Source organism: Ignavibacteriales bacterium (assembly GCA_026390775.1).
GTDB lineage: Bacteria > Bacteroidota > Ignavibacteria > Ignavibacteriales > Melioribacteraceae > Fen-1258.
Genome location: JAPLFF010000007.1, coordinates 70,942 through 95,425 on the forward strand (window position 1 = coordinate 70,942; position 24,484 = coordinate 95,425).

Below are 24,484 nucleotides of genomic sequence, written 5' to 3' on the forward strand. Positions count from 1 at the left end.
TTAAGTTAAGTAAGTTATCAATTGTGATAATTTTTCCCGCAGCTGTTTTCTGTTAACAATAAAATCTAGAAAACCATTTTCAAGTAAAAATTCAGATCTCTGAAATCCTGGGGGTAAATCTTTTCCGATTGTTTGTTTGATAACGCGCGGTCCTGCAAATCCTATTAATGCTTTTGGTTCAGCTATTATAACGTCTCCAAGCATAGCATAACTGGCAGTTACTCCTCCTGTTGTTGGATCTGTTAGAACTGAGATAAATGGTAACTTTGCTTCTGCTAACCTCGCAAGACGGGAACTTGTTTTAGCCATTTGCATTAGCGAAAAAGCTCCTTCCATCATTCTTGCACCGCCGCTTTGACTAATAATTATTAGTGGAATTTTATCTTCGTAAGCGGCGTCAATAGCTCTTGCAATTTTTTCACCGACAACCGAACCCATACTTCCACCGATAAAACTAAAGTCCATACATGCAAATGCAACTTTCTTACCTTCAATTTTTCCAGTCCCGGTTTTGATAGCATCATTCAATCCGCTCTTTTTAATAGTTGCAACAATTCTCTCGTTGTACTTTTTTGTATCTGTAAATTCCAGCGGGTCGCCTGATCTCATTTTTTTATCAAGTTCCTTAAATGAACCTTTATCAAACAAGAATAAAATGTATTGATCGCTTCCGATCCTGAAATGATAATTACATTTTGGACAACACCACAAATTAACTTCTAATTGTTTATTATGAATTATTTCTCCGCAATCTTCGCATTTAGACCACTGCCCGTCGGGAATATCTGTTTTTTTACTATGTGGAGAAATATTTTCTTTTTTTCTTTTGAACCAACCCATTAGGATTTTCTCTTTTCAATATTGACGAATAAAGTTATCGTTTGATTCGGCTGCTGAGGATCATTTGAATAGAGCGTTACTGTACGCGTTAATTTGCCTTCTCTGTTAGCAGTATCTAATTCAATTTTTATATTGCCGGATTCTCCAGGCTGAAGAAGTTTACTGCTTAACAAAGCCGCAGTGCAACCGCATGAAGTTTTTACATCACTTATAATTAAAGGTGCTTTGCCTTCATTCTTAAAACTAATTTTTGTTTCAACTACTTTACCTTCTGTAACTGTGCCAAAATCGTATTGCATTAAATTCAATTTCAATTTTGGTGTCTTACCGTCTTTTGAAACAATCGTACTCTTATCAACTACAACACCGGTAAAAGTTAATTTGTATTGAGGATTAACCGGATCATTCGATGAGATATAAACAAATTTTTCTTGAGGACCCAATCTATTTTCGGAATTGAACTCAATTTTCACTAAAGTTTTTTCACCGGGTTTCAAATTCATTTTTTCGGGAGCTGCCGCGGTACATCCGCACGACGCTCGCACTTGACTTATTATGAGTTCAGCTTTTCCTGTATTCTGAATTTCATAATTGTGTGTAACAATTTCACCTTCAGCAATTGTTCCAAAATCGTGGTTATCAGCTTTAACAAACAATTTTGGTGTAGCAGTTTGTGAAAAAGAAACCGATACAATTGCAAAAACAAAAAAAGTAATTAACTTTTTCATCTTTTCCCTTTTACAATAAATTTCTTGAAATAGTTTGGTTCTAGATAATCATAATTGGAAGTTAATAAATCGTAACCTAATAAATAAGCCCATCTACCGATTTTTAAAGCTGTTAATCCTAATGCCTCTTTTAAGGTACTTTCAATAAATGAATCTCCATAAACTGATTCATCAGCAGAAATTAATGATTGCAAATCATTTTTCTCCACTAATTGTAGATTATCTACAACTTCTACATTTTCATCATGTTTAATATATTTTGAAAAATAATATTCATCTACATTCGCATTCATTGCTATAACAAATTTTGTTTCGGTCTTAATATATTTTGAAATATGAAATGCATAAGCATCGAATGTTGGAACCGGTATTATCGGAATGTTAGCCCCAAACGCCAGTCCTTTTACTGTTGAAAGTCCAATCCTTAATCCTGTAAACGAACCGGGACCCATTGAAATGGCAATCGCTTTACATAGATTGAGTTCTATCTGAGCATTTTTCAAAACAGTGTCTATCATCTCTATTAATTTTTGAGAATGTATATGTTTTTGTTGATAATTCATTTCAACAAAATTTTGATCATCAAATAATAGAGCAACGCTGCAATTATCACCTGATGTTTCAACCGCTAATATTGGGAATAGATTATGCATGTTTTGCTATTGATATTTCTCTTGATGTATTATTAACAAATTTAAGATCAATTTGATAATTCCGTTTTGGGAGAATATCCTGGAACATATTTGACCACTCAATGAAAACAATATTTTCTCCGTTTAGATATTCATGGAATCCAATATCGTAAAGTTCTTCCACATTTTTTATCCGGTAAAAATCAAAATGTATAAAATTCTTTTTGTTATGATATTCATTAACAATTGCAAAACTAGGACTCGATACGTTTTCAACGCCAAATTCTTTACAAATATATTTTACAAAAAATGTTTTGCCGCTGCCGAGATCGCCATTTAACAAAATTACATCACCCATTTTGATTTTTTTAGCAAAATTTTGTGCAGTTAAAATTGTCTCTTCTTCCGATCTCATTATGGCATGAAATGGAAAATCCATTATACTTTCCTCTCCATTGTAATCACAGGAAGAATCATTTCTTCCATAGAAATTCCGCCATGCTGAAAACTATCTTTATAATAACTTAAGTATTTATGATAATCGGTTGGATAGACAAAATAAAAATCTTCTTTCGATATTATGTAGTTAATAGTTAATCCTCGTTTGGGCAATTTGTAATCCAATGGATTCTTAATAAAGATTGCATGTTTCTCATCTACTTTCAAATTTCTACCGAACTTAAAACGCAAATTTGGAGAAGCTTCTCTATCACCCAGAACTTTTGCACCGCGCAAAGTTCGAATACTTCCATGATCAGTTGTAATAACAACTTTTGCATTTGGAATTGTTGCTATTGCTCTGAATGTGTTAAGAAGTGAAGAATGTTGGAACCAGCTGTTTGTCAATGAGCGGTAAGCGGCTTCATCCGGCGCAATTTCTTTTAATATTTGTGAATCGGAGCGTCCGTGAGCGATCATATCCAAAAAATTTACGACCACTGCCATGAAATGTGTTTTACGATGTGATAAAACATTTTGTTCAAATGATCGCCCTACTTCCGGATCAATAATCTTTACATATTTTAATTCATTGTTTAAGGAAATCTTCTTTCTGTTTAATAAATTCTGCAGAAGCTCCTTTTCATATTTATTCATGCTGTTCTCATCATCGTTCATTGTTCCCCACAAATCCGGATAATGTTTTTCAATTTCCGAGGGGTACAAACCGGCGAACAATGAATTCCGTGAGTACGGTGTTGCTGTTGGAAGTATTGAATAATAATAATCTTTCTGAATGTTGAACAGTTCGTTTAAATGTTTTTCCATCACAAGCCATTGATCTAAACGAAGACAATCAATTACAAAATAAAAAATCGGCCCGGCAGATTTTGATAAATGTGGAAAAACATATTTCTCCGTTATCTCTGTAGTGAGAAGAGGAACATCTTCACTCCCGGTAGAATTAATCCAACCTTTGTAATTTTTTTCTACAAATTTGCTGAACTCTTGATTACATTCTTTTTTCTGTTCTGTTAATGTCTGCCTAAGACCTACCTCGGGATGTTCATCAAGTTCCATATCCCAATTTGTAAGTTTCAAATAAATTTCGATCCAATCACTATAACTCGGATCCATTAAAAGCTGACGAGATATTTCATTGAAATCATTTAGATAATCTTTAGCAACATATTCACCGGATATTTTTTTGCTTTCAAGAATTTTTTTGCAGACCATCAAAACTTGCGAAGGCAAAACCGGCTTAATTAAATAATCACTTATCTTACTTCCGATAGCATCGTGCATCAATGATTCTGCTTCGCTCTTCGTAATCATAACTACGGGAATGTTCGGATTAATTTCTTTGATTTGTGCAAGAGTTTCAAGTCCGCCAATTCCCGCCATCATTTCATCAAGAAAGATTAGATCGAATTGTTTATTCTTAACTTCATCAACCGCATCTTCACCATTGGTTACTGTTGCAACTTCATACCCTTTCTCATTTAAAAAAATGATATGCGAGCGGAGAAGTTCGATTTCATCATCTACCCAAAGGATTTTATTTCTTTTCATATTTTAATTATTTGTCCGACTAATGTTATTGAATTGCAATTCTAACGTCAACACCGGCTTCGTTAGTTGTAGTGGGCGGAATTCTGGATGCACCTTCGGGTACGATGCTTGTTCTTCTATAGAAGATTGAAAGAGTTACGCGCGAACTCATTACATATTTTATTTTTGGTTCTATTGTTGTGTTTGTTTTTCCTTCTTGAGGAGTACCGTTATCTTTAAAATTGTTCATCTCATAAATTACACTTGAAGTTTTTCCGCTTGTATATGAAAATGATATTTCAAGATCGTTCTTTAAGGAGATCCCGAAAAGAGGAAGTTCGAATCCCGATTTGGTATAACTTGCAGAAATATTAATGTCGCTGTTAAATGCTTCCGTTACATTAAGAGTTGTTACACCCAAGCTATAAGAAGTTTTTGTTGAAAATCTTATTGTACTTTGGAAAGCACCACCGAAGAATTTATCAAAGTTCATTGTTATTCCGGCTAACGGAGAAAAAGCATAATCAACTCTTTGCGTTTGAACTTCTTGTACTCCGTCAGGCTTAATTTGCCATCCTTCACTGTAATTAGAAATATAAGCATGGTTAACAGTCACCCTATTGGCGAAACTAAATATCTGATATTTTTCCAAACCCGTCCATGTAAAAGTCCAGTTAGGTCTTGGAATATATTTCATAATACTTGAAAGAAAAGGAATCTTGGATAAGAACGAAAAAGTTTCGAATCCTTTTAAGAATGCATCCGATAAACTCTGAGCTGGATTACTTGAAGTTGGATCATAGAGGTCATGAACTTTCTTAATTCCGTTTCCGAGAAATGAAAATATAAAAGACGGCGGCAAACTTAAGAACGATCTATCTAAGGTTCCTGTTGAAAGCATATTTGTAATTGAAACATTACCAAGTGAATCTGTTTGTATTGTTGACGATTTATTAATGCCCCAACCAACTTTCCAATCTAATTTTAAATCCGCGCCTTCCCACAATGGTCGTGATGTGCTGAATGATAGATCATTCTTCTGAGTATAATTATCCTGAATATTTCCATTCGGAGCTCGTGGACCTAAATCATTAGAAAGGCCTAGCATAAATAATCTTCTCGGACCTTTATCATCACTCTGACTAAAACCCCAGAAATTATTGAATCCTGTTCCATCTCCCACAATACCGCCGCCTGTGTAACTGCTGTTCTGAGAAAAATTAATTGTGATTTGATCATAATCCAGTAATAGTGTTTTTATTCCAAGCTTTAATATTTCCAATGAAGCATTAAGAGTCCGCATTACACTTTTAACAGTATCTTTTTTAGTAACAATAGTAGAGTCATTCAACACAATGGTGGAATCTTTTGCTAACTCAGTTTTAACCGGCAGATCTTCTGTACTCTTTGGAATTTGCTGTGGTTGATTTTGCTGATTACCACTTCTGACGCTTCTCCTTCCGCCTGTTCTTCCTCCTTCAGACTGCGAAGGAATATTTTGTTCCAATTTCTTCTCTTCTTCTCGGAACATTGGTGCAAAAATCGATTTGAGTCGAATTACAAATCCGGCGCTTATTCTATTAGCGTAACCGGCACTCTTACCTAGTACTCCTTGTGTAAAATTATTTTGCCACTGATAAGTAACAGAATAACTTCCATTGAGAGTTAAATAACGATTTAGATCCCAGATGGAAGGAAGTTTTGGATTTGTCCTCAAGTCAACAGACTGTTTAAAATTATAATCTTTACCAAATAACGATCCGCCAAAGACATCCCGCCAAATTTCACTTTCAGATCGTTCTAAATCATTATTAGCTAGCAGATAAGCAAGCGTGGAAGAAATATCAAAATTATAGTTTAACGAAAGATTCCAAAATCCTCCTTCTGTTATTGCCCAGTTAAAACCGGCACCACGTGTTGCAACAAAATCACGTAAGACATTTGGCTTATCGGATATTGCTCTGTTTTGCGTGTATGATCTTTTTCTACTTGCTGTGATTGAAGATGTAATTGATTGCGGAAGAAAATAAATCTTTACATCGCGGTAATCGCTAAACAGACCAAAGAAACTTCCAATGATTGGAATATCAACCGGTCTAAAGAAATTATCTCTACTTAAATTAACCGAGTAATTAGCATTTGCATTCCATATCCAGCTATCTGAACTACGAACTGTCGGTGAACTTGCTGCAGATTTATTGTAATTAAATCCAAAAGTAAGATTGTTAAAAGTATCTCTAATGTACCATACATCGGTTGGTATCTTAATCTTGATACTAGACAATGTCCATGTTTCAGATACACTTAATGATTGTGATTCATCTTTTAGTTTGGCAACTTCTTGTTCAATAATTACCGGATCATAATTCTTATCGGTAAGTTTTTTTCTTAATTCATTTTGTGCTTCATTTACTTTAATGTCAGTGCCGGGTAAATAAAGCGGATTAGTTGATTGTTGGTTGCGGGAATAAGAAACTCGTAGATTACTTCCTGCAAGGTTAAGTGGAATTAATTTTAGAACATCAAGATCAACTGCAACACCCCAGTTCAATCTATCTTCGCGTGTCCCGAATCTTTCGGTAAGGCTATGAAAATACGGATTTGTTTGGCTAACATTGAAATTTACTCTGACAAGATCTGCAAGAGATAAAGTACCGCTAGCGCTGTAAGCCCATCCAGGTGTTGCATCAGCATCAAGTACGCGTAATTCATTTACCCAAACGCTACCGGAGACAGCTTGATAAGGTGTTCCTTTGTCTCTTGGATTTACAATTCCAATTGTAAAAAATGTTACTTGCGTTAATGTTGGATTTCCTCTTACACCATAAGTATGCCCCACTTTTCCTGGAACAGGAACTCGAAGAATTTTATTGATAAAAGTACTATCGCCCCTTGTCTGAATTTTAATAGCAGTCAGATCAGAAAAAACCATACTGACTTCATTCCATCCGTTATTCCCTATATCATAGTTATATCTGACAGGCTGCCTATATTCATAATAATTTAGCGAGTCTGAACCAAATCTAAGATAAACTTCCGATCCATAATTATTCTGTTTAGTAGAATCATAAAATGAGACTGAGCCCGGTAAATCATTTTTATCAGAGTGAATGAAAAACTTCATTTCTTTGTAGTTGAACAGGTCCAAAGGTTTATAAAGATAACGAACCACTTCGCGGTTATCTCCGTCTTCAAGTTTTGTGATAATTAAATTGAGCGCTTGTTCATTCTTAAAAACATCATAAGTAGTTGTACGATCTTTTTCCGGAAAAACACCCGGGGGAGATGAATATTCCGGATTATCTTCTTTGCTGATTGATGAAACAGTAAGAACTGTATCATTTAAAGTAACTTTAGGAGGAGACAAAACTTTTTGCCACTGATTACCAACAAGGTTCATTTCTGCAAATCTTAAATGAACAGGCTGATCAACTCCTGAGACCCAAAATCTAATGAATTCAATAACTGAAAAACTTGGATCGCCAATTTTTGTAGCGAAATCTTTTAGAGGAATTCTAAACAAATACCAACCCGCATTATCTCCACCGCCAACAATAAATTTGTTTGATACACGGTTTGTATCAATCGGAATTTCATATCGAAAATAACTATTAACCCTGTCTAATGTAAGGTTTCCGTTCAGATCTTCTGAATCAGGAATCCTTCCTTGATCAATAGAGACACCGTTCCCTTCAGTTCCGTTAACATGCGAGTAGTCAGGATTTTGAGTTAACTGGAATGAATAATTATCACCACTAGGGTCAGGATTTGTAACGGAATCATACCCAGGTTCTTCCGTATCTTTTAATCCATCAATACCGGTATCTTCCCCGTCATCTAAAAGACCGTTGCGGTTTTTATCTTCGGTATCAAGTTTACCATTTGGAATTACATCTTCACTTATTTGCCCGAGATCAATATTTAATTTTAAGTTGCTTGGTGCGTTTGGAATATTCAACCAGAATTCTATGAATTGAATATTTTCTTCTACAAGATTATTCGCAGTAGAAGAAAGAACTTTCATAATGCCGCCCCAGTTTTTAAATTTCTCACCAAGTGTTGGATACCAATTATAAAAACCTTTTTGATCCGGTTGAAAAACAAAATCCAATGTTTGAATCAGCTGAGCGCTGGGATCGTTATTTACTCTTCTATTTCCATAAATATCTTTTATTGTAACATCAGAAGGAGTTCTATTATACCAGTATGTTTTTGCTTTATAAGCCATCTGTTCCATTTCAGTTTTCGATCCGATAAACGGGAGATTATTAGGAACACTTATATCATGCCATGAACCGTAAGGCATTCCAAGTGGAATTAATTTTTTCGCTCCTTCAAAATCATCTACGTAAGCTATGCTTTTATTATTATCGCTAGTTATTGTACTTTTCTTTGTGTTAGGATCAGGACTCATATGTGCATACTCTGCAATCAAAGAGAAATTAGATGGGGCGCTGGTTGATATTACTTTATCAAGAGCTTTAGTAATGAATGGAAGATTTATATTTGTTTTGAAATCTACACCGAATATTGAATTATTTTGCGGTTCTTCGCCAATTCTAACTTTATCACTTAATGTCTGCTGATTCAAATTCAAATAAGAAAAGCCAAGTGAAGTTTCTTTATTAAACTCAAATAAACCGCGTAAGCCAAGTAATGTTTTTGATGCAAGTTGGAATAGATCGTTTTGTTCATATGAGATTTTTAGATCTGCCCCGGGGACTAATGCTTTGTCATTTCTGATTAATACTTGACCCAGATTGTAATCAACTGTGTAATCAATTCCCTCTTTTAAAAGATTACCGTTCAAATAAACTTTTACAGATTTTTCAACAGCTTGAAAACCAATACTATAAACGGAAGTTACTTCAGCAGAATATTCCCCGCTCATAATAAATTTATCTTTCGTTCTATCCTGCTTTGCAAAAGTAACTAGAGTATCATAAACTGATTGATACTTTAACGAATCGGGTAATTTACTTGGAAAATCCCTTCCGAACGGCTGCAGTACAGGAAATATTACTTCACCGGTTGAAGGCATAATTGTTCTTGGCGGGAAAAAGTCAAATGCACCGTCAGGTTGAGTGCTTGTACCACTTTTATCTGTTTTGTCTAAACCGAATGCTTCAAGAATTTTTGTGCCTTGAAAATTATTTTGAGGATCCTGTCCTTCTATCTTATACTTCATATCAAGAACGAAACCTTCTTCTTTAACATTGCGTCCGCCTACCGGATATATGTTTCTTAATTGCAGACCCCATGCTTTTTTAAATTGCGGTTGTAAGTTTGGCGGTTTTACAAGTTTTAAAACTAATCTTGTTTGATTTGTACTTTGCAGATCATTAATAAATTCTCCATAGTAATCTGTAGAAGTTGCACCTTCAACATAGTATGCAACTGCTATAGCATCCTGTTCTTGAATTTGAGTTTTAAAACTTATGAACCCAGTCTCAGGATGAATTTCATAATCAATACCAAGTTGTAGAAGTACAAATCTTCGATCAATTTCTTGAACACCCGGAATTGTTTGTAATGTACTGTCACGTAAGGAAGTAGAATACAGGGTCCCTTTAGATCTTTTCGGTAAACTTAAATAAGCATTTGCTTTTCGTTCATTAGGATTGAAAAGACCGGTGACAGTTTTCCAAACTTGAATATCTTTGACAAACAAAGTTGAATTAACTCTAGGAGTTGGATTAGAATAATAATCAGTAAATACATGCAACTGAGGATCAGCATAAACCGAATCAATAAAAAAGTGATTAGGTGAATAATCATATGCATGGATTTCAAATTGTTGTGATCTAGCTCCACCGCTAACTGAAACTTCCTGAATTTCACTTTTCTTCTGAGAAGCGAGGGCAGTTAAACTAAACGGTCCCATTTTGAATTGTGCTTTTATTCCGAATAAAGCTTCACTACCTCCAACCAAAGGAGAAGTTTGCAGTGATACGTTTCCAGCTTCAATACTCTGAATTATTTCATCTTCATAACCTGTGTACTTTATCTTTAACTGATTTTCATACTGGAATTGGCGTTCTGTATTCCAATCTGCACCAAGTGTAAGTTTATCTCCAATCGTTCCATTTAGATTTATCTGTACTTGCTGTTTGAAGTCAGGTTCATTACGGGTATTACCAAGAGCAGAAGTAGTTATGCCGGTTGTTGTTTCATTACGCCAAGCACCGTGAATATCAACTTGTCCAGCAATTTTTAAATTGATATGTGGTGGACCAAAAATACTTAACAGCGGCGTGCTCGGAAGCGGTATCTCAATATTTGTGATATCTGTTATAAGCTGTGAAAGATCTTTCTTTGTGTCTTTTAATTTGTATTCATAACCTTTCTGTTCCCATACATCGCGTTTTATTGTTTCTAGTTTAAGTTTTATATATTCATCAATTGGGAGTTCTAAATATTCCCGAATTGGTTTACCTGCTATAGTCTCTTTTATTATAACTTTCTTCCCGGTAGGATCTAATTGTACAGTTCTTGATAACATGTTTTCAGAGGGATAGACAAAAAAACTGGATTTCTTCTTCCCTCTAAATAAAACATTGGGATAATCGTCACGATAAAAATGAAAATATTTTATTCTTGCTGTAGAATCTTTTGAAAGGTTTTCAATTCTTTTTAATGAATCTTGTTTTGTTTTAATTCTTAACGAATCCCCGGAAAATACATGAATTTTTTCGGAATCATTTTTTACAGGTTTGATCGGTTTTACTGTTGAGTCCGGCTTGATTGGAATTAATTTATTACTTGGAACATTAGTAGAACCTTTTGAAAGGTTTTCTATTCTTTTTAATGAATCTTGTTTTGTTTTTATTCTTAACGAATCCCCGGGCGATACATGAATTTTTACTGAATCAATTTTAACAGGTTTGAACGGCTTTACTGTTGAATCCGGAACGATTGGAATTAATTTATTGCTTTGAACATTATTAGTACATTCTGTTAAATCTTGTTTAAGATCAATGTTATCAATTGTTGAATTTGAATTGATGTAATCAAAACAAGCATCAAATAAAAGTAGTTTGTTCGAGTTTGAGTAAGATTGATTTCTAAAACCGAAGATTACTGCTAATGTAATCATAAAAATAGAGATCAGAATTAACTTGAATCCCGGTTTTAAGATATTTTTGAATTGCGGAGAAATATGAGTCCTTCGAATTATTGAGAATGGTAGAAATCTTCTATTCAACCTCCTTTATTTTCTTAGTCTAAAATTATCAAAAAAAAAGCATTTGGCAATTTATTTTTTTGGATAAAATTCTTTCCTCTATATCGCCTTTTTATTATCCCTCGGAAATTTTCCCGGGTAATTCATTAAACATCATATTAGATAAACTCTATGACTTGATTATGTCTTCAAGATGAGTCTTTTCTTCGAAAGTTTCTATAATACTACTCTCATGGACTATAACAGCGCTTAATTTGTTCCCAAGAAATACACCTGTATCAAGATAAACAGCATTGGAATCTTCAGCAAGTGTTATCTCATGTTTTGTTGTATGTCCAACAACTTGAAGCTTTCCAATATTCAATAATGAATCACGAGTCCAAAGAATACCTCTGTCGCTACGCAAATCATTTCTAATGAATGAATCGAGAATTTCTAATCCATCTAAATAATTTGGCGGCAAAAGTTTTTCGTAATAATTTGAAATTCCGGCATGAGATATAAAACAATCCGGTAAGTTAAAGTAAAGCGGTGCAAGCTTAATCAATTCTATATGCTGAAACATTTCTGTTTCTTTGTTAGAATAAGATTCTAAAGTTGATTCATTCCCATTAAAAAACCATGAACGGGCAAAGACACTTTGCGGATCTTTGAAAAAATGAAAGAACATATAATCATGGTTGCCCGGGGTAAATAATATATTGTTCATAATTATGAATTCAAATACATCACTGCTTCGATTTCCTCTGTCAACTAAATCTCCGACAGTGTACACAGGAATATTCGGGTAACGGCGAATAATTTTTTCATATAATTCTACTAGTGTAAAATAACAACCGTGTATATCACCAATTATAGCAATCATAAATAATTTACGCTAAATGTGATAAGTATTTTTAGCAAATTCAGTTAATCCCTGCCTAAAATCCGGATGAGAAATTTCAATTAACGCACGAACCCTTTCCTGAATACTTTTACCAAATAAGTAAGCAACACCATATTCAGTAACAACATAATGAACATCCCCTCGTGAAGTAACAACTCCGGCTCCAGGTTTTAAAATAGGGACAATTTTGGAAAACTTGAGATCTTTTGTAGCTGATGGAAGTGCAATGATTGGTTTTCCGCCTTCACTATGAGCAGCACCTCGAACAAAATCTACCTGTCCGCCTATTCCGCTAAAAAATTTTGTTCCAATTGAATCTGCGCAAACTTGACCTGTAAGGTCAATCTCAATAGCTGAATTTATTGCAACCATTTTGTTGTTCTTAGAAATCAGGAAAGGATCATTTACATATTCCTGCGGATGAAATTCAAATACAGGATTATTATCAATAAAATTGTAAGATCGTTTTGTACCCAGGACAAATCCAGCAATAATTTTCCCGGGATGAAGAGTTTTCTTTTCACCGTTGACAACACCTTCTTCTACAAGATCAATTAATCCGTCAGAAAACATTTCTGTATGAACACCAAGATCATTTTTATTGTGCAAATATTTTAGGACCGCATCGGGTATTGCGCCGATTCCCATTTGAAGTGTAGAACCGTCTTCGATCATCTCGGCAACATTCTTACCTATTTGATCATAAATTTTTAATACTTCTGGTGTAGCATCCGGATCTACTTGCGGTAGTTCTTTTAATGGTTCATCAATCGCAACAATAAAATCAATTTTATTAACATGAATAAAACTGTTACCCAAACTACGCGGCATGTGTTTATTTACTTGTGCAATTACACATTTTGCTTTTTCAGCAGGAGTTTTAATATTACCTACATCAATTCCGTAACTGCAGAATCCATGTTCATCGGGCGGAGATACATGTATCATTGCAACATCAGCTTGAATTACTCCACGCTTAAATAGCATTGTAACTTCAGAAAGAAAAATTGGAATATATTCTGCACGACCTTCATTGACTGCTGTGCGGCTATTAGCCCCGATAAAAAAAGCCTTATGCTTAAAATGTTTTTCCATACCCGGCTTGGTATAAGGTATATCGCCTACTACAAGAATATGATAAATCTCAACATTACTTAATTCATCTTTTCTTCTAACCATTGCATTGATCAATTCAAGCGGAGCGGCACAACCAGGCTGGACAATAATCTTATCATTCGATTTAATAATCTTTACGGCTTCATCGGCAGTCACAAGTCTTGAATTATACTTTTTAACCCACGGCGCATTAGTTGTTAAACCAACTTTGATTTCGTCAACGGTCATTTTAATTTCTCAATTGTTTGAAAAAATGTGAAGACGTTTAAACTCAATATTAAACGCTTCGGCAATATTTTCATTTGAACAAAATCCGTTATAAGTACAAACACCTTTTGCCAATCCCGGATCTCCAAGCAGAGCATTTGATAACCCGTTATCGGCGATTTCTAAAATATATTCTATTGATGCATTTGTTAATCCGTAGGTTGCGGTTCTTGAAACGAGTGCAGGCATATTAGGTACGCAATAATGAATTACATTATGCTGCATAAAAATCGGATCGGATATTGAAGTTGGCCTGCTTGTTTCTACACAACCGCCTTGATCAATTGAGACATCAATAATTACAGCACCTTTCTTCATAGATTTAACCATTTCTTCCGTGATCAAGTGAGGAGTTTTTTCTGCTTTCAGTTGCACTGCACCAATAAGAAGATCAGCAAATCTTGCACCACGAGCAATCGTATATGGATTAGCGGCTACTGTAGTAATATTATTAGAAATATCCGTTTCGATTCTACGAAGTCTTCGTAAATCCTTATCAAGAACGATTACATGAGCACCTCTTGCATAAGCGGCACGCGCTGCCGTTAATCCGACAACACCTGCACCAAGAATAACAACGGCTGCAGGCGCAACACCGGTTATTCCGCCCATTAAAATTCCGCGACTGTTGGGAACATCACTGCATAAAAATCTTTCACCTTCTTGAACAGCAAGTTGCCCAGCAATTTCACTCATAGATTGCAAAATTGGAAGCTGGTCTCCTTTCTCAATCAACTCATAGGCAATTGCAATATTCTTTTTTGCAAGGAGTTTTTCTATAATATTTTTTTTTCCAACAGCTAGATGAAGAAATGAAAAAATAATCTGCTCATCTTGAAGATTATCAATTTCACTATCGGAAAAAGGAGCAATTTTAACAATCATTTCAGCACGTTGATAAACTTCTTCCGGACTGTAAACAATATTAGCACCAACACGTCTGTAACTTTCATCGGTGAAATGGCTTTCTAATCCGGCATTAGTTTCAATGAAAACAGAATGCCCGGCTTTAACCAAAGTATCTACTCCGGCAGGAGCCAAAGCAATTCTTCTTTCTCCTTTGTATGTCTCTTTTGGAATTCCAATTCTCATAACATTTCTTAAATTATTTAAATGTAAAATAGCTATTCACACTACGACATTCAATCAGAAGAATTGGCGGGTGATATCGGTCTTTTCCTATTGAATCTTTAATTACATCTTTCGCTCAAAACTCTGTTATTCGGATTATAAAAATTTTCATCTTAGCCGAACAAAAGTTTAACTATGAAAAGTGCACCTAGAATTCCGGCAATATCTGCTAAGATCCCAACCGTAACTGCGTGCCTAGTTTTCTTAATACCAACAGAACCGAAATAGAGAGCAAGAACATAAAAAGTCGTTTCTGTACTTCCCATAATTGTCGAAACAAGTATCCCGATAAACGAATCCGGTCCGTGCACGGACATAACTTCGGACATAATTCCAAGAGAGCCGCTTCCGGAAAGTGGACGCATTAAAGCCATAGGTACCGCTTCTGCAGGAAATCCGATTAGATTTGTTATTGGCGATAAGATGACCATAAGAAAATCCATCGCACCGCCTGCCCTGAAGATTCCAATAGCAACTAGCATTGCAACTAGATATGGAATTATCCGCAACGCAACATTGAATCCTTCTTTTGCACCATCAACAAAAGCTTCATAAATTTTTACTTTTTTGATCGCTCCATAAAGTACAAATGTAATTATGATTAGCGGTATCGCAAGGGCAGAAATGATCTGAATAATTATTTTCAACCCATCGGAATTTAAAAAACCTACACTTGAAAATATTTTTGATAATAGTCCAGTTGTAGCAAGCAAAACAATTAGAAAAGCAATTGAAAAAATAGCTGTAAAGAATTTCCAACTTGATTTAAGAAATGAAACAAAATTGGAAAAACTCATTGGAAATTTTTCAAATGTTTTAGCCGCAAGCACTCCGGTAAATGTTGCACATGATGCGCCGAATATTGATGTCCCGATTATAATTGTCGGGTCACTGCTTCCCGATGCTGCCCGCACTGCAATAGCCGTGGCAGGAATCAATGTTAACCCCGCTGTATTGATCGCAAGAAAAGTTACCATTGCATTCGTTGCTGTTCCCTTTTCCGGATTTAGTTTGTCTAATTCTTCCATTGCTTTCAATCCGAATGGTGTAGCGGCGTTACCAAGACCTAGCATGTTTGCTGAGATATTCATTATCATTGAACCCATTGCAGGATGATCTTGGGGAACATCCGGAAATAAAAATTTTGTAATCGGTCTCACTGATTTTGCAATTATCGGAATAAGTCCAGCTTGCTCTGCAATTTTCATAATGCCAAGCCAAAGAGCCATAATTCCAATCAAACCAAGTGCAATATTGACAGCTTTGCCTGCGTAATCTATTGCCGAGTTGGTTACTTCTTTCATCTTAGCAAAAGAAATTTTTTCTAATGTAAATGAGGCGTTAAAAGAATTTATACCGTTCGAACTGATTAAAACAATTTTCCCTCCTAAATCATTTTCCTTTCCGGATACCTTTGCCATTTCTTGCCAAAGTGCGGGTGACTTTTCATCAATGATAAAATAAGTTACATAATTATTCTCTTTTTTGTTAAACGTAAGTTTTACTTTTTGGTTGATCTCTTCTTTTTGATTACTGCCGTAGAACTTTCCGAATGACTGAGCTGAGATTTTTATTATAGCATCAAATGGTTTATCGCTTTTAGTAAAACTCGAGTCGAATGAGACTGCAACATCAACCGATTCACCGTTCCGGTATTTATTTTGAGTTTGATTTGATAGATCAAGTGTAAGTGCGGTCCCAATTCCGAGAAAAAGTAATCCGAGCCAAATATAATTAAGCATAATAAATTTCTCTGATGAATGATTGTTGGACGTAAATTAAAAATTATCTGAGTAAAAGACATTTTTTATTTAATTTAGAACCTGCCTGCCGGCAGGCAGGTGGGGAATTAAAATAATTTGGAGAATTAAAATGAAACTGGGTTTAGTCCAATACTCACCTGTTTGGGAGAATCAGGAAGAGAACATTCTGGAAATTGAATCATTAATTAAATCGGCAAATACAAACTTTGATCTCTTAATTTTCCCCGAAATGACTCTAACGGGATTTACAATGAATTCCGAAAAGTTTGCCGAAGAGATAGATGGAATCGGGACACAATATTTCTTAAATCTCTCAGCACGTTTGAAAACAAATATCTTTGCGGGGATAATTGAACGTGACGAAGAAAATATTTATAACTCACTTGTTCATTTTGATTCACTGGGATTGATTAGAGCACGTTACAGAAAAATTCATCCTTTCAGTTATGCAAAAGAAGATCAGTTCTACAATGCCGGGAATGAAACAGTAATTACTCAAATAGATAAAATTAAATTTGGTTTGAGTGTTTGTTATGATCTGCGGTTTCCGGAATTGTATCGTCTCTATGCAAAAGAACGAGTTGATGTTTTGATTGATATTGCAAATTGGCCGATACCGAGAATAGATCATTGGAAAACTTTATTGAAGGCACGTGCAGTTGAGGATCAATGTTTTATGGTAGGTGTTAACAGAGTTGGAACAGATCCATTCAATAATTATAACGGGTGCAGCGCTGTGTTTGATCCGATGGGAGTCGAAATTGTTTTAGTTGAGAATGAAGAGAAAATAATTGAAGCTGAAATTGATTTAGAAAAAGTCAATGCAACACAAAGTAAACTACCGTTTCTGCAAGATATCAAACTGATTTGATTTTTTTGTAGAGACTGGATAGCATGCACTGAGTTCGCGAAGTGTCCCGTCTCTTTTTTCTGTGAGACGCCATTTATGGGGTCTTTACATTATTCAACTGGAGAAATTATTTTCAAAAATTCTTCTGCGTTTACAAATCCAGATAAGCGTTTTACCTCAGAACCTTTTGCATCTATTATCAAAACAGTAGGCATTCCCACTACTTTAAATTTTTTCCTTAACGAATCATTCTCATCCGTTGTCTTCGTCATATCAACCTTATACTTTGAAAATCTTTCCAATTCCTTTATAACTTTTGAATCTGAGAAAGTGACTGCATCTAACTCCTTGCATGGAATGCACCAATCCGCATAAAAATCTATTACCATTCTTTCATTGTTCTTAAGTGATGATTCATATTTAATCTCACTAAACTTTTGCCATTCTGGTGAAATAGTTTTTGATGGTATGAGTGCATAAACCGATACTACAATAACTAGTAATGAGAAAACGGTTTTAAATATTCTGAATCCTTTTACGTTGTTCGCTGTCTTATCTAAAAAAAGAAGAATGATTGCAGTTATCAATCCGAATATTGGAAGTGTATAGCCGGAAATATTTTTAGTAAGTAGAGGATTTACAAAATATATTGCCATTCCTAAAAGTAAAAATCCAAAAATATGTTTTACTCCTTCCATCCACATTCCGGCACGCGGTAAACTTTTTATCTTACCGGAGAACAATGCTAAAATTAAATATGGCGTTCCTAATCCCATTGCCATTACAAAAAACATTATGAATCCGTAAAACGGATCTCCCTTGGCCGCAACATAAGTAACCAATCCAAGTAAAAAAGGACCAATGCAAGGTGCGGCAACAATTCCCATTGTTAAACCCATAAAGAAAGCACCAAACGCACCACCCTTTGCACCTCCGGCTTTCATTACCCAGCTATCCGGAAGTTTGAATTCGTAAACTCCAAATTGACTTAATGCCAATGCAATAAAAATTAATCCGAGTACAATAATTACAATTGGATTTTGAAGCAATGTTCCAAATACAGCACCGCTTAATGAAGTTACAACTCCCACAACAGAATATGTTAAAGCCATTCCAAGCACGTAAAGAATTCCAAGAAGAAACAAACGGCTTGTTTTACCTTCTGCTTGTCCACCGAAGTAACCAATTGTAATTGGTATTAGCGGATAAACGCATGGAGTAAGATTTAGAGCAAGTCCCGCAAGAAATACAAAAATTAAACTCAAAAACAATCCGCTCTTCTCAAGTGTTGAAGCGATTGAATTTTGGTTTTCTGCTTTTTCTTCTACTGAATTGGTCTGGGTGACTTTATCAGCAGTGCCGTTAGTTAATGTTTGGTTGATTGGTGTTTTAATAGTTTGAAGGTTTTGTGCTTCTTGTTTGTCTTCTAGCTTTTCACTTTTCACGTTTGACGTTTCACCTTTCACGTTCCCCGGATTCCCAACTACTTCAATATTTAATTCTGCAACCGCATCCGTTGGCGGCATACAAGTTTGATCATTACATCCTTGATAACCGAATTGAATTGAAATATTATATTTACCGCTTGCAGTTGATTTATCTATTTTGAAAATCAAACCAACTTTGATCTCATTTTCAAAAACGGAGACTGGTTTTTCCGAAAATGCAAGTTTACGTTCTAAAGGCTGCGGATAATCAATATTTGATACCGGGAAAGATTTATTGCCGGATTTAATCGTTGTTGGAATTAGAAACTCATCATTTGGTTTATTTGAATTTATATGCCAGCCGTTTTGAATTGATGCGTTGAGAACAACTTTAAGTTCTGTTCCAGCTTTAACTTTTAAATTATTTTTTTCAAGTTTAATAGTAACCAATTGTGGTTGTGCAAACGATGCACAAACAGAAATGATAACCAAGAACATAATCTGTGAAATACGATTTCTTAAATTCATTCTTTCTCCAAAAAAATTATTCATTACTTATAAGACACATATTTTTGTCCTTTCCACTACTAGTAATAAACAAATTAAATAAATATTTTCTTAACTCAACTATTGTAGAGACGCATGGTTATGCATTTTTTTTATTTGAGACGATTAGCCTATCATCTCTACAATTAATAATTCTATTAAAAACCTCTCCAAAGAGAGCTAATTATCTTCAGAGAGGTTTATGAGGAGTATGTATGAGAAAGGCTTGCCCGCCGTTTTTAGTGGCAGGTTAACCATGCATCGAAAGAATTTATCTGTTAGGAGGTTAACCTTTTTTATTGTCCGGCTAATTCAATCATTGCAGAAACTTCTTCCACAATTGCATCTATTCCTTCTGGTGCTCCAACTTTTTTAAATCTTATAAATCCTTCCTTATCTATAACAAACTTTGAAGGAACGCCTTGAACACCGAAACTTTTGACCACTTCATTTTTACTATCAATTAAAACATGAAATGTATATTTATTTTGCTTTATGAAGTCCGAAGCATTTTTAGTTACATCAGTTGCTTGTTCCCATGTATCCACAAATAGGAATTTGACATTTTCATCTTTCGCATATTTTTCAACTGCTTTCTGCATTCCTGGAAATGATGCTTTGCATGGTCCGCACCATGTAGCCCAAAAATCGATTATAACGGTTTTCCCTTTGAAGTCAGTTAATGAAACATTCTTGCCGTCCAAATCTTTCAGTGAAAACTTTGGAGCATTCTCTTTGATCATTTCTTTTTTTAACGCATCTAGGATACTGCTTTTTCCGATATTCTCAAGCTTGCTTAAATATTCGTCAAATCCTTTTTCGCTTCCATTCTTTTGAACAAAAACTTCTTTCAAAGATTCTTTTATATTATTGTTCACTCTTGAATTCTTAACTGCTTCCTCTATTAACTGCTGAGCTTTTTCATTTTTTTTATTTGCAAGTAGACATTTGATATATGATTCGAATTTGTCGAGTTGCATAAATTTGATCTGGATTAATGATAAAGCTTCTTCGAAATTTTTAAGCGCTTCTTCATTTTTATTCAACATATACAGTATCTTTCCATACATAAACAATATATTCCCGAGAGATGATTTACGGTTATATAAAGTTTGGGCTTCGGTATAAAATGCTTCCTTCTCACTTAAAGGTTTGGCTAATTCTTTTCTAAAAAGTTCCACTCCCTTTTCAGCTATTGTTTGTGCGAATTCAATCTCTTTATCAGCTTTCAGTAAATTTTCCAATAAAGTAGTAACAACGCTTTGATTGTTTAGTAATGAATTATCTTTATTCAGTACCTCTTTTAGTGCATTAGTTCTATTTCCATTAATTAGATTACCGAATACTATATTTAAACCGGCATAATTGCTTTCATAACCAAGGTCTTTAAAATCATTAACCATTTGTAATGCTAAACTCAGTTGCTTATCCAAATCTTTTTCTGCAGTTAATTCATCATATTTATACCTGAATGCACAATCGCCATTCGGAAATTTTTTAACTGCCAAGTTTTTAATTTCATCAGCTTTGTCGTTCATTTTAAATCTAGTATAAAAATGTGACATTATAGTATAGTCAATGTCTTTTAAGTCTTCTCGTGATGCTGCTTCGTTAAGTTCCTGCAAAATTAATTGCTCGCTATCTTCATTGTTCAAAGCATCGTTTATAATTAGCAAATAAATTAGAAGAGATTTTGCTTTAAGTTCAGGTTTAGAAAGGAATATTTCATTCATTATTTCAAAAGCTTCCTTTACATTCCCTTTCACTTGCAGTAACTCCGGTCCCCAATTCCCAACACAAGTTGCATAACATAATTTTGATCCTTCAAGTTCTTTCCCGGTGTTATCATAGAATTTTATAAAATATCCTTTACCTTCATTGTTCTCCGAATGTTCATTGACTTCACCGTTATCAAATGTTAAAGCAATGAAATCAGTTGAAGAAAGAGTTTTAACTTTCGCTTTCCATTCATTTCCGTTTTTATCCATAAGGATTGAATGTGCTTCCTCAATTCCCATCAAATTATCACTTTTGCTTGAGCAAAGGTAAATTGTCATTTCTATTTTATCTGTTTTAGCTAATTCAGTTCCTTCTCCATTGTATGTAATTGTAATTTCATCTCCTCCATGCGGTTTGAGCGGACTATACTTGACAGAATTTTCCTTTGCATTTATGATATTCAATAAGTATACAATAAAAAATGATACAACCAACAACTTTTTCATTTTCACTCTCCAATAAACTTTATTAATCCTTTTATGCTTCTTGTATTGATAAATTCACTCTTCTCCAAAAAGGTCTCTCCGGAGAATATTGATGCAACGCAAGGTACGCACCACGAAGCCCAGAGATCAATTAGAACAACTTTACCTTTCAAAGAAGAAAGAGACAATTCTTTTCCATCAGTATCTGTTAATGTAAAATCCAGTGTTAGTTTCATCTTATCTTTTTTTAAAGTGTTATTCCACTAAATCTGAAACCGAAAAGGACTGTGCGCGGCTGAGTTACTATTAAATTGATTCTTTCGAATTTATCTGTATTAGTAAGATTTGTTACTTGTATATATCCGCTTAATTGATTTGTGATTTTTTGAGAAACACCAAAATTAATTTTTAGATAAGAAGGATATGTCATTAAATATCCGCTAGGATATTCTTTTATAACAGGATTATAATTTCCACTATACATGTCAGCAAAATATCCATAAAAGTCAGAGCCAATCCATTCACCGAATTGGAAAGCACTTATAGTTACTGATGTACCTTCAAATGGAATAATTTCAAGATTTAAAGATAAAGTATGTTGTGGCTGGCCGGTTAATTGGTCTCCAACTTTACTCGTACCTGTATACTCTGGTCGAAGTTGAGTAACTGTACTTTTTGTAGTACCATAGTTTAGATTCAGAGTTAACCAATCAAATGGATGTGTGACAGCTTTAATTTCGAATCCCTCATTTTTTACTTCAGCAACATTTTGATATTGATAAATTGGGTTTCCCTGTACGTCGGTTCCCATTAATACTGATTCGATTAAGTTTGTTGGATGTTGATTAAAATATGTGAGACCTAATGATAATATACTTGAATAATATAGATCAGCGCCAATCTCCCAACCCTTTTGAATCTCTGATAACAACCCGGCATTAGGAAGAATTGTATACGTTGAAGCAACCATTCCTGTGACCTCTGAAGCATCCGGGATGTTAACAGATTGCCCCCATGCTACTCTTCCTTTAACCATCCATTTTTCAACTTCATAAACACCACTTAAACCAAGACGTGGTGACCACGTGTAAGAATTATCTGCACCGGATGGATTTTTATCGGCACGTAAACCACCTGTGAAGAAAAGAAAATTATTTACCGAAACTAATGCCTGTCCATAAAATCCTTTATTTATAACATAACCGGTATTTTGATCTACAAAATTATAATTGGTTCTATTTGCAACACTATCTTCATAAAATGGGTGCGCGTATTGTGTCCAATCTGCACCTAAAGTAATAGAACCGTCAGTATTTTCGCCTATTTTTGTTTGATATGATGTATTGTATGAAGTTGTATAGCGCTCTGTTCTTGATTCAAGAATGTAATAGCGGTTGTTAGATGTACTGGCAACTCTATCTCCAACGAAACCATTTAGAGTATTATATCCTAAAGTTAAATTATGACTCCAGTTTTCATTTAACTTATAGCTTAATGTAAGTCCATAAGTTTTGTAAATACTATTTTCAAAATAATCCATAGAATAAGGTATACCAATAGATGTACATAACTGTTTATAAAGCGGATTTTCCGAATTTAACCCATCTGTTTTTGAATAATTCAAAGATAAGGTTCCAGAGAAATTACCAACATTAAAATTACCTGAACCAGTAAGATTTAAGGAACTTTGTTCGAATTGGTTTAACCATTTAGGCTCATTCTGGTAATTAACTCCTACATTGTAAGTCATAAAACTTATTCCACCGCTTCCATTTAATGCCAATTCATTACCAATGGCAGTATTGTTTCCAATATATTTATTATCTATTGATGTCATTCCAACTTTACCAGATAATTTTAGATCTCCCACAATACCATGTTTAGTAAATATCTGCATCACACCACTGATTGCACCTGCACCGTAAATAGTAGAAGCCTGTGGACCTGGAACTACTTCGACATGATCTATAACACTTGGATCCAAATATGTAATATATGCTGGATCAGATGCTTCAACACCATCGATATAAACTTTCATTGTAGAAGCACTTCCGGAAAACGATGACACACCTCTAACAGAAAACGAACCGTATGTTTTACCAGGTCCTTCAACTGTATATACAGCTCCGGGAACTGTCAGTCTTATTAAATCAACAACATTTGGAGGATTGATATTTTCAATTTCTCTTGGAGTAATAATGCTTATAGTATTAGGAAGTTTTTTTACCGCCGTTGGAAGCACTGTACTTGTTGTGATTACTACTTCATTCATATTTATTTCAGTCGCATCTAGCTGGAAGTTCAGACCCGTTGTTTCGTTCGTAACAACATTAACTGTTGCTTCTTTTGATTTAAATCCTACACATGAAACAACCAACGTATATTTTCCTGCATTGATATTATCTATTGTATAATTACCGGTCAAATCTGTAGAAGCTCCACGATTTGTTCCTTTAATTGCTACAGAAGCACCAACTAATCCTTCTCCCGTTTTTGCATCTGTTACTTTCCCTTTAATAGTTCCGCTTTCAGTTGCTGAAACTAAATTTTCTGTTTGTCCTTGGTTTTTTCTTACAACAATCTGGTCGTTAATTCTGTTGAATGTTAATCCGTAATCCTTCGCAAAAACTTCCAGTAAATTGTAGAGAGATTCTTCATCTACAATTACGGTAGCTTTTTCTTTTAGAGGAAGTCCTTCTTCAAAAAAGATGAACTTAAAATTTGTTTTGCTCTCAATAATTTGTAATGCCTCTTCAAGAGATACGTTAACAACATTTACGCTCACTTTTACATCACGAAGGTTTTGACCTTCTGCTGGTGTAATAGCAAACAAAAAGTTTACTAAAAGACCTTGTAGAATCAACCCCAAGAAAGAATAATATGCTGTCATTTTAACTATCCGAATAAAATTATTTTTCATAT

15 protein-coding genes and 1 pseudogene are annotated in these 24,484 nt (G+C 34.6%); 1 reads left to right on the forward strand and 15 read right to left on the reverse strand.

The genetic code is table 11. The features are described from left to right. The 11 genes and pseudogenes from accD to NTZ27_05600 form a co-directional block, all read right to left on the reverse strand. Nucleotides 1-840, reverse strand: coding sequence for an acetyl-CoA carboxylase, carboxyltransferase subunit beta (accD, locus tag NTZ27_05550; GenBank protein MCX6174198.1), 840 nt, complete (start codon nucleotides 838-840; stop codon nucleotides 1-3). Beyond that, nucleotides 840-1,568 carry a DUF1573 domain-containing protein gene (locus NTZ27_05555; protein MCX6174199.1) on the reverse strand — a complete coding sequence of 243 codons (729 nt, stop codon included), beginning with the start codon at nucleotides 1,566-1,568 and terminating at the stop codon, nucleotides 840-842. The genes accD and NTZ27_05555 overlap by 1 nt, the downstream gene beginning before the upstream one ends. Beyond that, the gene (tsaB, locus tag NTZ27_05560; protein ID MCX6174200.1) at nucleotides 1,565-2,221 is read right to left on the reverse strand and encodes a tRNA (adenosine(37)-N6)-threonylcarbamoyltransferase complex dimerization subunit type 1 TsaB; all 657 of its coding nucleotides are present in this window, start codon (nucleotides 2,219-2,221) and stop codon (nucleotides 1,565-1,567) included. The genes NTZ27_05555 and tsaB overlap by 4 nt, the downstream gene beginning before the upstream one ends. Continuing rightward, nucleotides 2,214-2,639, reverse strand: a complete 426-nt coding sequence (gene tsaE / locus NTZ27_05565; protein ID MCX6174201.1) for a tRNA (adenosine(37)-N6)-threonylcarbamoyltransferase complex ATPase subunit type 1 TsaE — start codon at nucleotides 2,637-2,639, stop codon at nucleotides 2,214-2,216. The genes tsaB and tsaE overlap by 8 nt, the downstream gene beginning before the upstream one ends. Next, nucleotides 2,639-4,210 carry a bifunctional response regulator/alkaline phosphatase family protein gene (locus NTZ27_05570; GenBank protein ID MCX6174202.1) on the reverse strand — a complete coding sequence of 524 codons (1,572 nt, stop codon included), beginning with the start codon at nucleotides 4,208-4,210 and terminating at the stop codon, nucleotides 2,639-2,641. The genes tsaE and NTZ27_05570 overlap by 1 nt, the downstream gene beginning before the upstream one ends. Nucleotides 4,211-4,235: 25 nt before the next feature. Next, a complete protein-coding gene (gene sprA, locus NTZ27_05575) occupies nucleotides 4,236-11,285 on the reverse strand; it encodes a cell surface protein SprA (GenBank protein ID MCX6174203.1) in 7,050 nt (2,349 codons plus the stop codon). A gap of 256 nt (nucleotides 11,286-11,541) precedes the next feature. After that, the gene (locus NTZ27_05580; protein MCX6174204.1) at nucleotides 11,542-12,237 is read right to left on the reverse strand and encodes a metallophosphoesterase; all 696 of its coding nucleotides are present in this window, start codon (nucleotides 12,235-12,237) and stop codon (nucleotides 11,542-11,544) included. Between the two features lie 12 nt (nucleotides 12,238-12,249). After that, entirely contained in the window at nucleotides 12,250-13,602 is a 1,353-nt protein-coding gene (locus NTZ27_05585; GenBank protein MCX6174205.1) for a 4-hydroxybutyrate CoA-transferase, read from the reverse strand. 9 nt (nucleotides 13,603-13,611) lie between these two features. Next, the gene (locus NTZ27_05590) at nucleotides 13,612-14,733 is read right to left on the reverse strand and encodes an alanine dehydrogenase (protein MCX6174206.1); all 1,122 of its coding nucleotides are present in this window, start codon (nucleotides 14,731-14,733) and stop codon (nucleotides 13,612-13,614) included. A 152-nt stretch (nucleotides 14,734-14,885) separates the two neighbouring features. Continuing rightward, nucleotides 14,886-15,413, reverse strand: a complete 528-nt coding sequence (locus NTZ27_05595) for a spore maturation protein (GenBank protein ID MCX6174207.1) — start codon at nucleotides 15,411-15,413, stop codon at nucleotides 14,886-14,888. Nucleotides 15,414-15,704: 291 nt separating this feature from the next. Continuing rightward, a pseudogene (locus tag NTZ27_05600) lies at nucleotides 15,705-16,076 on the reverse strand (nucleoside recognition protein). 568 nt (nucleotides 16,077-16,644) lie between these two features. On the opposite strand from NTZ27_05600, the gene NTZ27_05605 reads away from it, so the two are divergent. Further along, a complete protein-coding gene (locus NTZ27_05605) occupies nucleotides 16,645-17,406 on the forward strand; it encodes a hypothetical protein (protein MCX6174208.1) in 762 nt (253 codons plus the stop codon). An 89-nt stretch (nucleotides 17,407-17,495) separates the two neighbouring features. Here the strand turns inward: NTZ27_05605 and dsbD are convergent, their stop codons facing one another. The 4 genes from dsbD to NTZ27_05625 all read right to left on the reverse strand — a co-directional run bounded on the left by dsbD (nucleotide 17,496) and on the right by NTZ27_05625 (nucleotide 24,452). After that, nucleotides 17,496-19,340, reverse strand: a complete 1,845-nt coding sequence (dsbD, locus tag NTZ27_05610) for a protein-disulfide reductase DsbD (GenBank protein ID MCX6174209.1) — start codon at nucleotides 19,338-19,340, stop codon at nucleotides 17,496-17,498. Between the two features lie 314 nt (nucleotides 19,341-19,654). Beyond that, on the reverse strand, nucleotides 19,655-21,583 hold the full coding sequence (locus NTZ27_05615; protein MCX6174210.1) for a redoxin domain-containing protein: 1,929 nt from the start codon (nucleotides 21,581-21,583) through the stop codon (nucleotides 19,655-19,657). A 2-nt stretch (nucleotides 21,584-21,585) separates the two neighbouring features. Then, complete coding sequence (locus NTZ27_05620; protein MCX6174211.1) at nucleotides 21,586-21,798, reverse strand: TlpA disulfide reductase family protein; 213 nt, start codon at nucleotides 21,796-21,798, stop codon at nucleotides 21,586-21,588. Nucleotides 21,799-21,809: 11 nt separating this feature from the next. Beyond that, complete coding sequence (locus tag NTZ27_05625; GenBank protein MCX6174212.1) at nucleotides 21,810-24,452, reverse strand: TonB-dependent receptor; 2,643 nt, start codon at nucleotides 24,450-24,452, stop codon at nucleotides 21,810-21,812. Nucleotides 24,453-24,484 lie beyond the last annotated feature (32 nt).

Coding starts and splice junctions, on each gene's coding strand:
- NTZ27_05555 (MCX6174199.1), bottom strand. CDS start 1,568: ATGAAAAAGTTAATTACTTTTTTTGTTTTTGCAATTGTATCGGTTTCT.
- tsaE (MCX6174201.1), bottom strand. CDS start 2,639: ATGGATTTTCCATTTCATGCCATAATGAGATCGGAAGAAGAGACAATT.
- NTZ27_05580 (MCX6174204.1), bottom strand. CDS start 12,237: ATGATTGCTATAATTGGTGATATACACGGTTGTTATTTTACACTAGTA.
- NTZ27_05625 (MCX6174212.1), bottom strand. CDS start 24,452: ATGACAGCATATTATTCTTTCTTGGGGTTGATTCTACAAGGTCTTTTA.
- NTZ27_05590 (MCX6174206.1), bottom strand. CDS start 14,733: ATGAGAATTGGAATTCCAAAAGAGACATACAAAGGAGAAAGAAGAATT.
- NTZ27_05570 (MCX6174202.1), bottom strand. CDS start 4,210: ATGAAAAGAAATAAAATCCTTTGGGTAGATGATGAAATCGAACTTCTC.
- NTZ27_05615 (MCX6174210.1), bottom strand. CDS start 21,583: ATGAAAAAGTTGTTGGTTGTATCATTTTTTATTGTATACTTATTGAAT.
- accD (MCX6174198.1), bottom strand. CDS start 840: ATGGGTTGGTTCAAAAGAAAAAAAGAAAATATTTCTCCACATAGTAAA.
- NTZ27_05605 (MCX6174208.1), top strand. CDS start 16,645: ATGAAACTGGGTTTAGTCCAATACTCACCTGTTTGGGAGAATCAGGAA.
- dsbD (MCX6174209.1), bottom strand. CDS start 19,340: ATGAATTTAAGAAATCGTATTTCACAGATTATGTTCTTGGTTATCATT.
- tsaB (MCX6174200.1), bottom strand. CDS start 2,221: ATGCATAATCTATTCCCAATATTAGCGGTTGAAACATCAGGTGATAAT.
- NTZ27_05620 (MCX6174211.1), bottom strand. CDS start 21,798: ATGAAACTAACACTGGATTTTACATTAACAGATACTGATGGAAAAGAA.
- NTZ27_05585 (MCX6174205.1), bottom strand. CDS start 13,602: ATGACCGTTGACGAAATCAAAGTTGGTTTAACAACTAATGCGCCGTGG.
- sprA (MCX6174203.1), bottom strand. CDS start 11,285: ATGATTACATTAGCAGTAATCTTCGGTTTTAGAAATCAATCTTACTCA.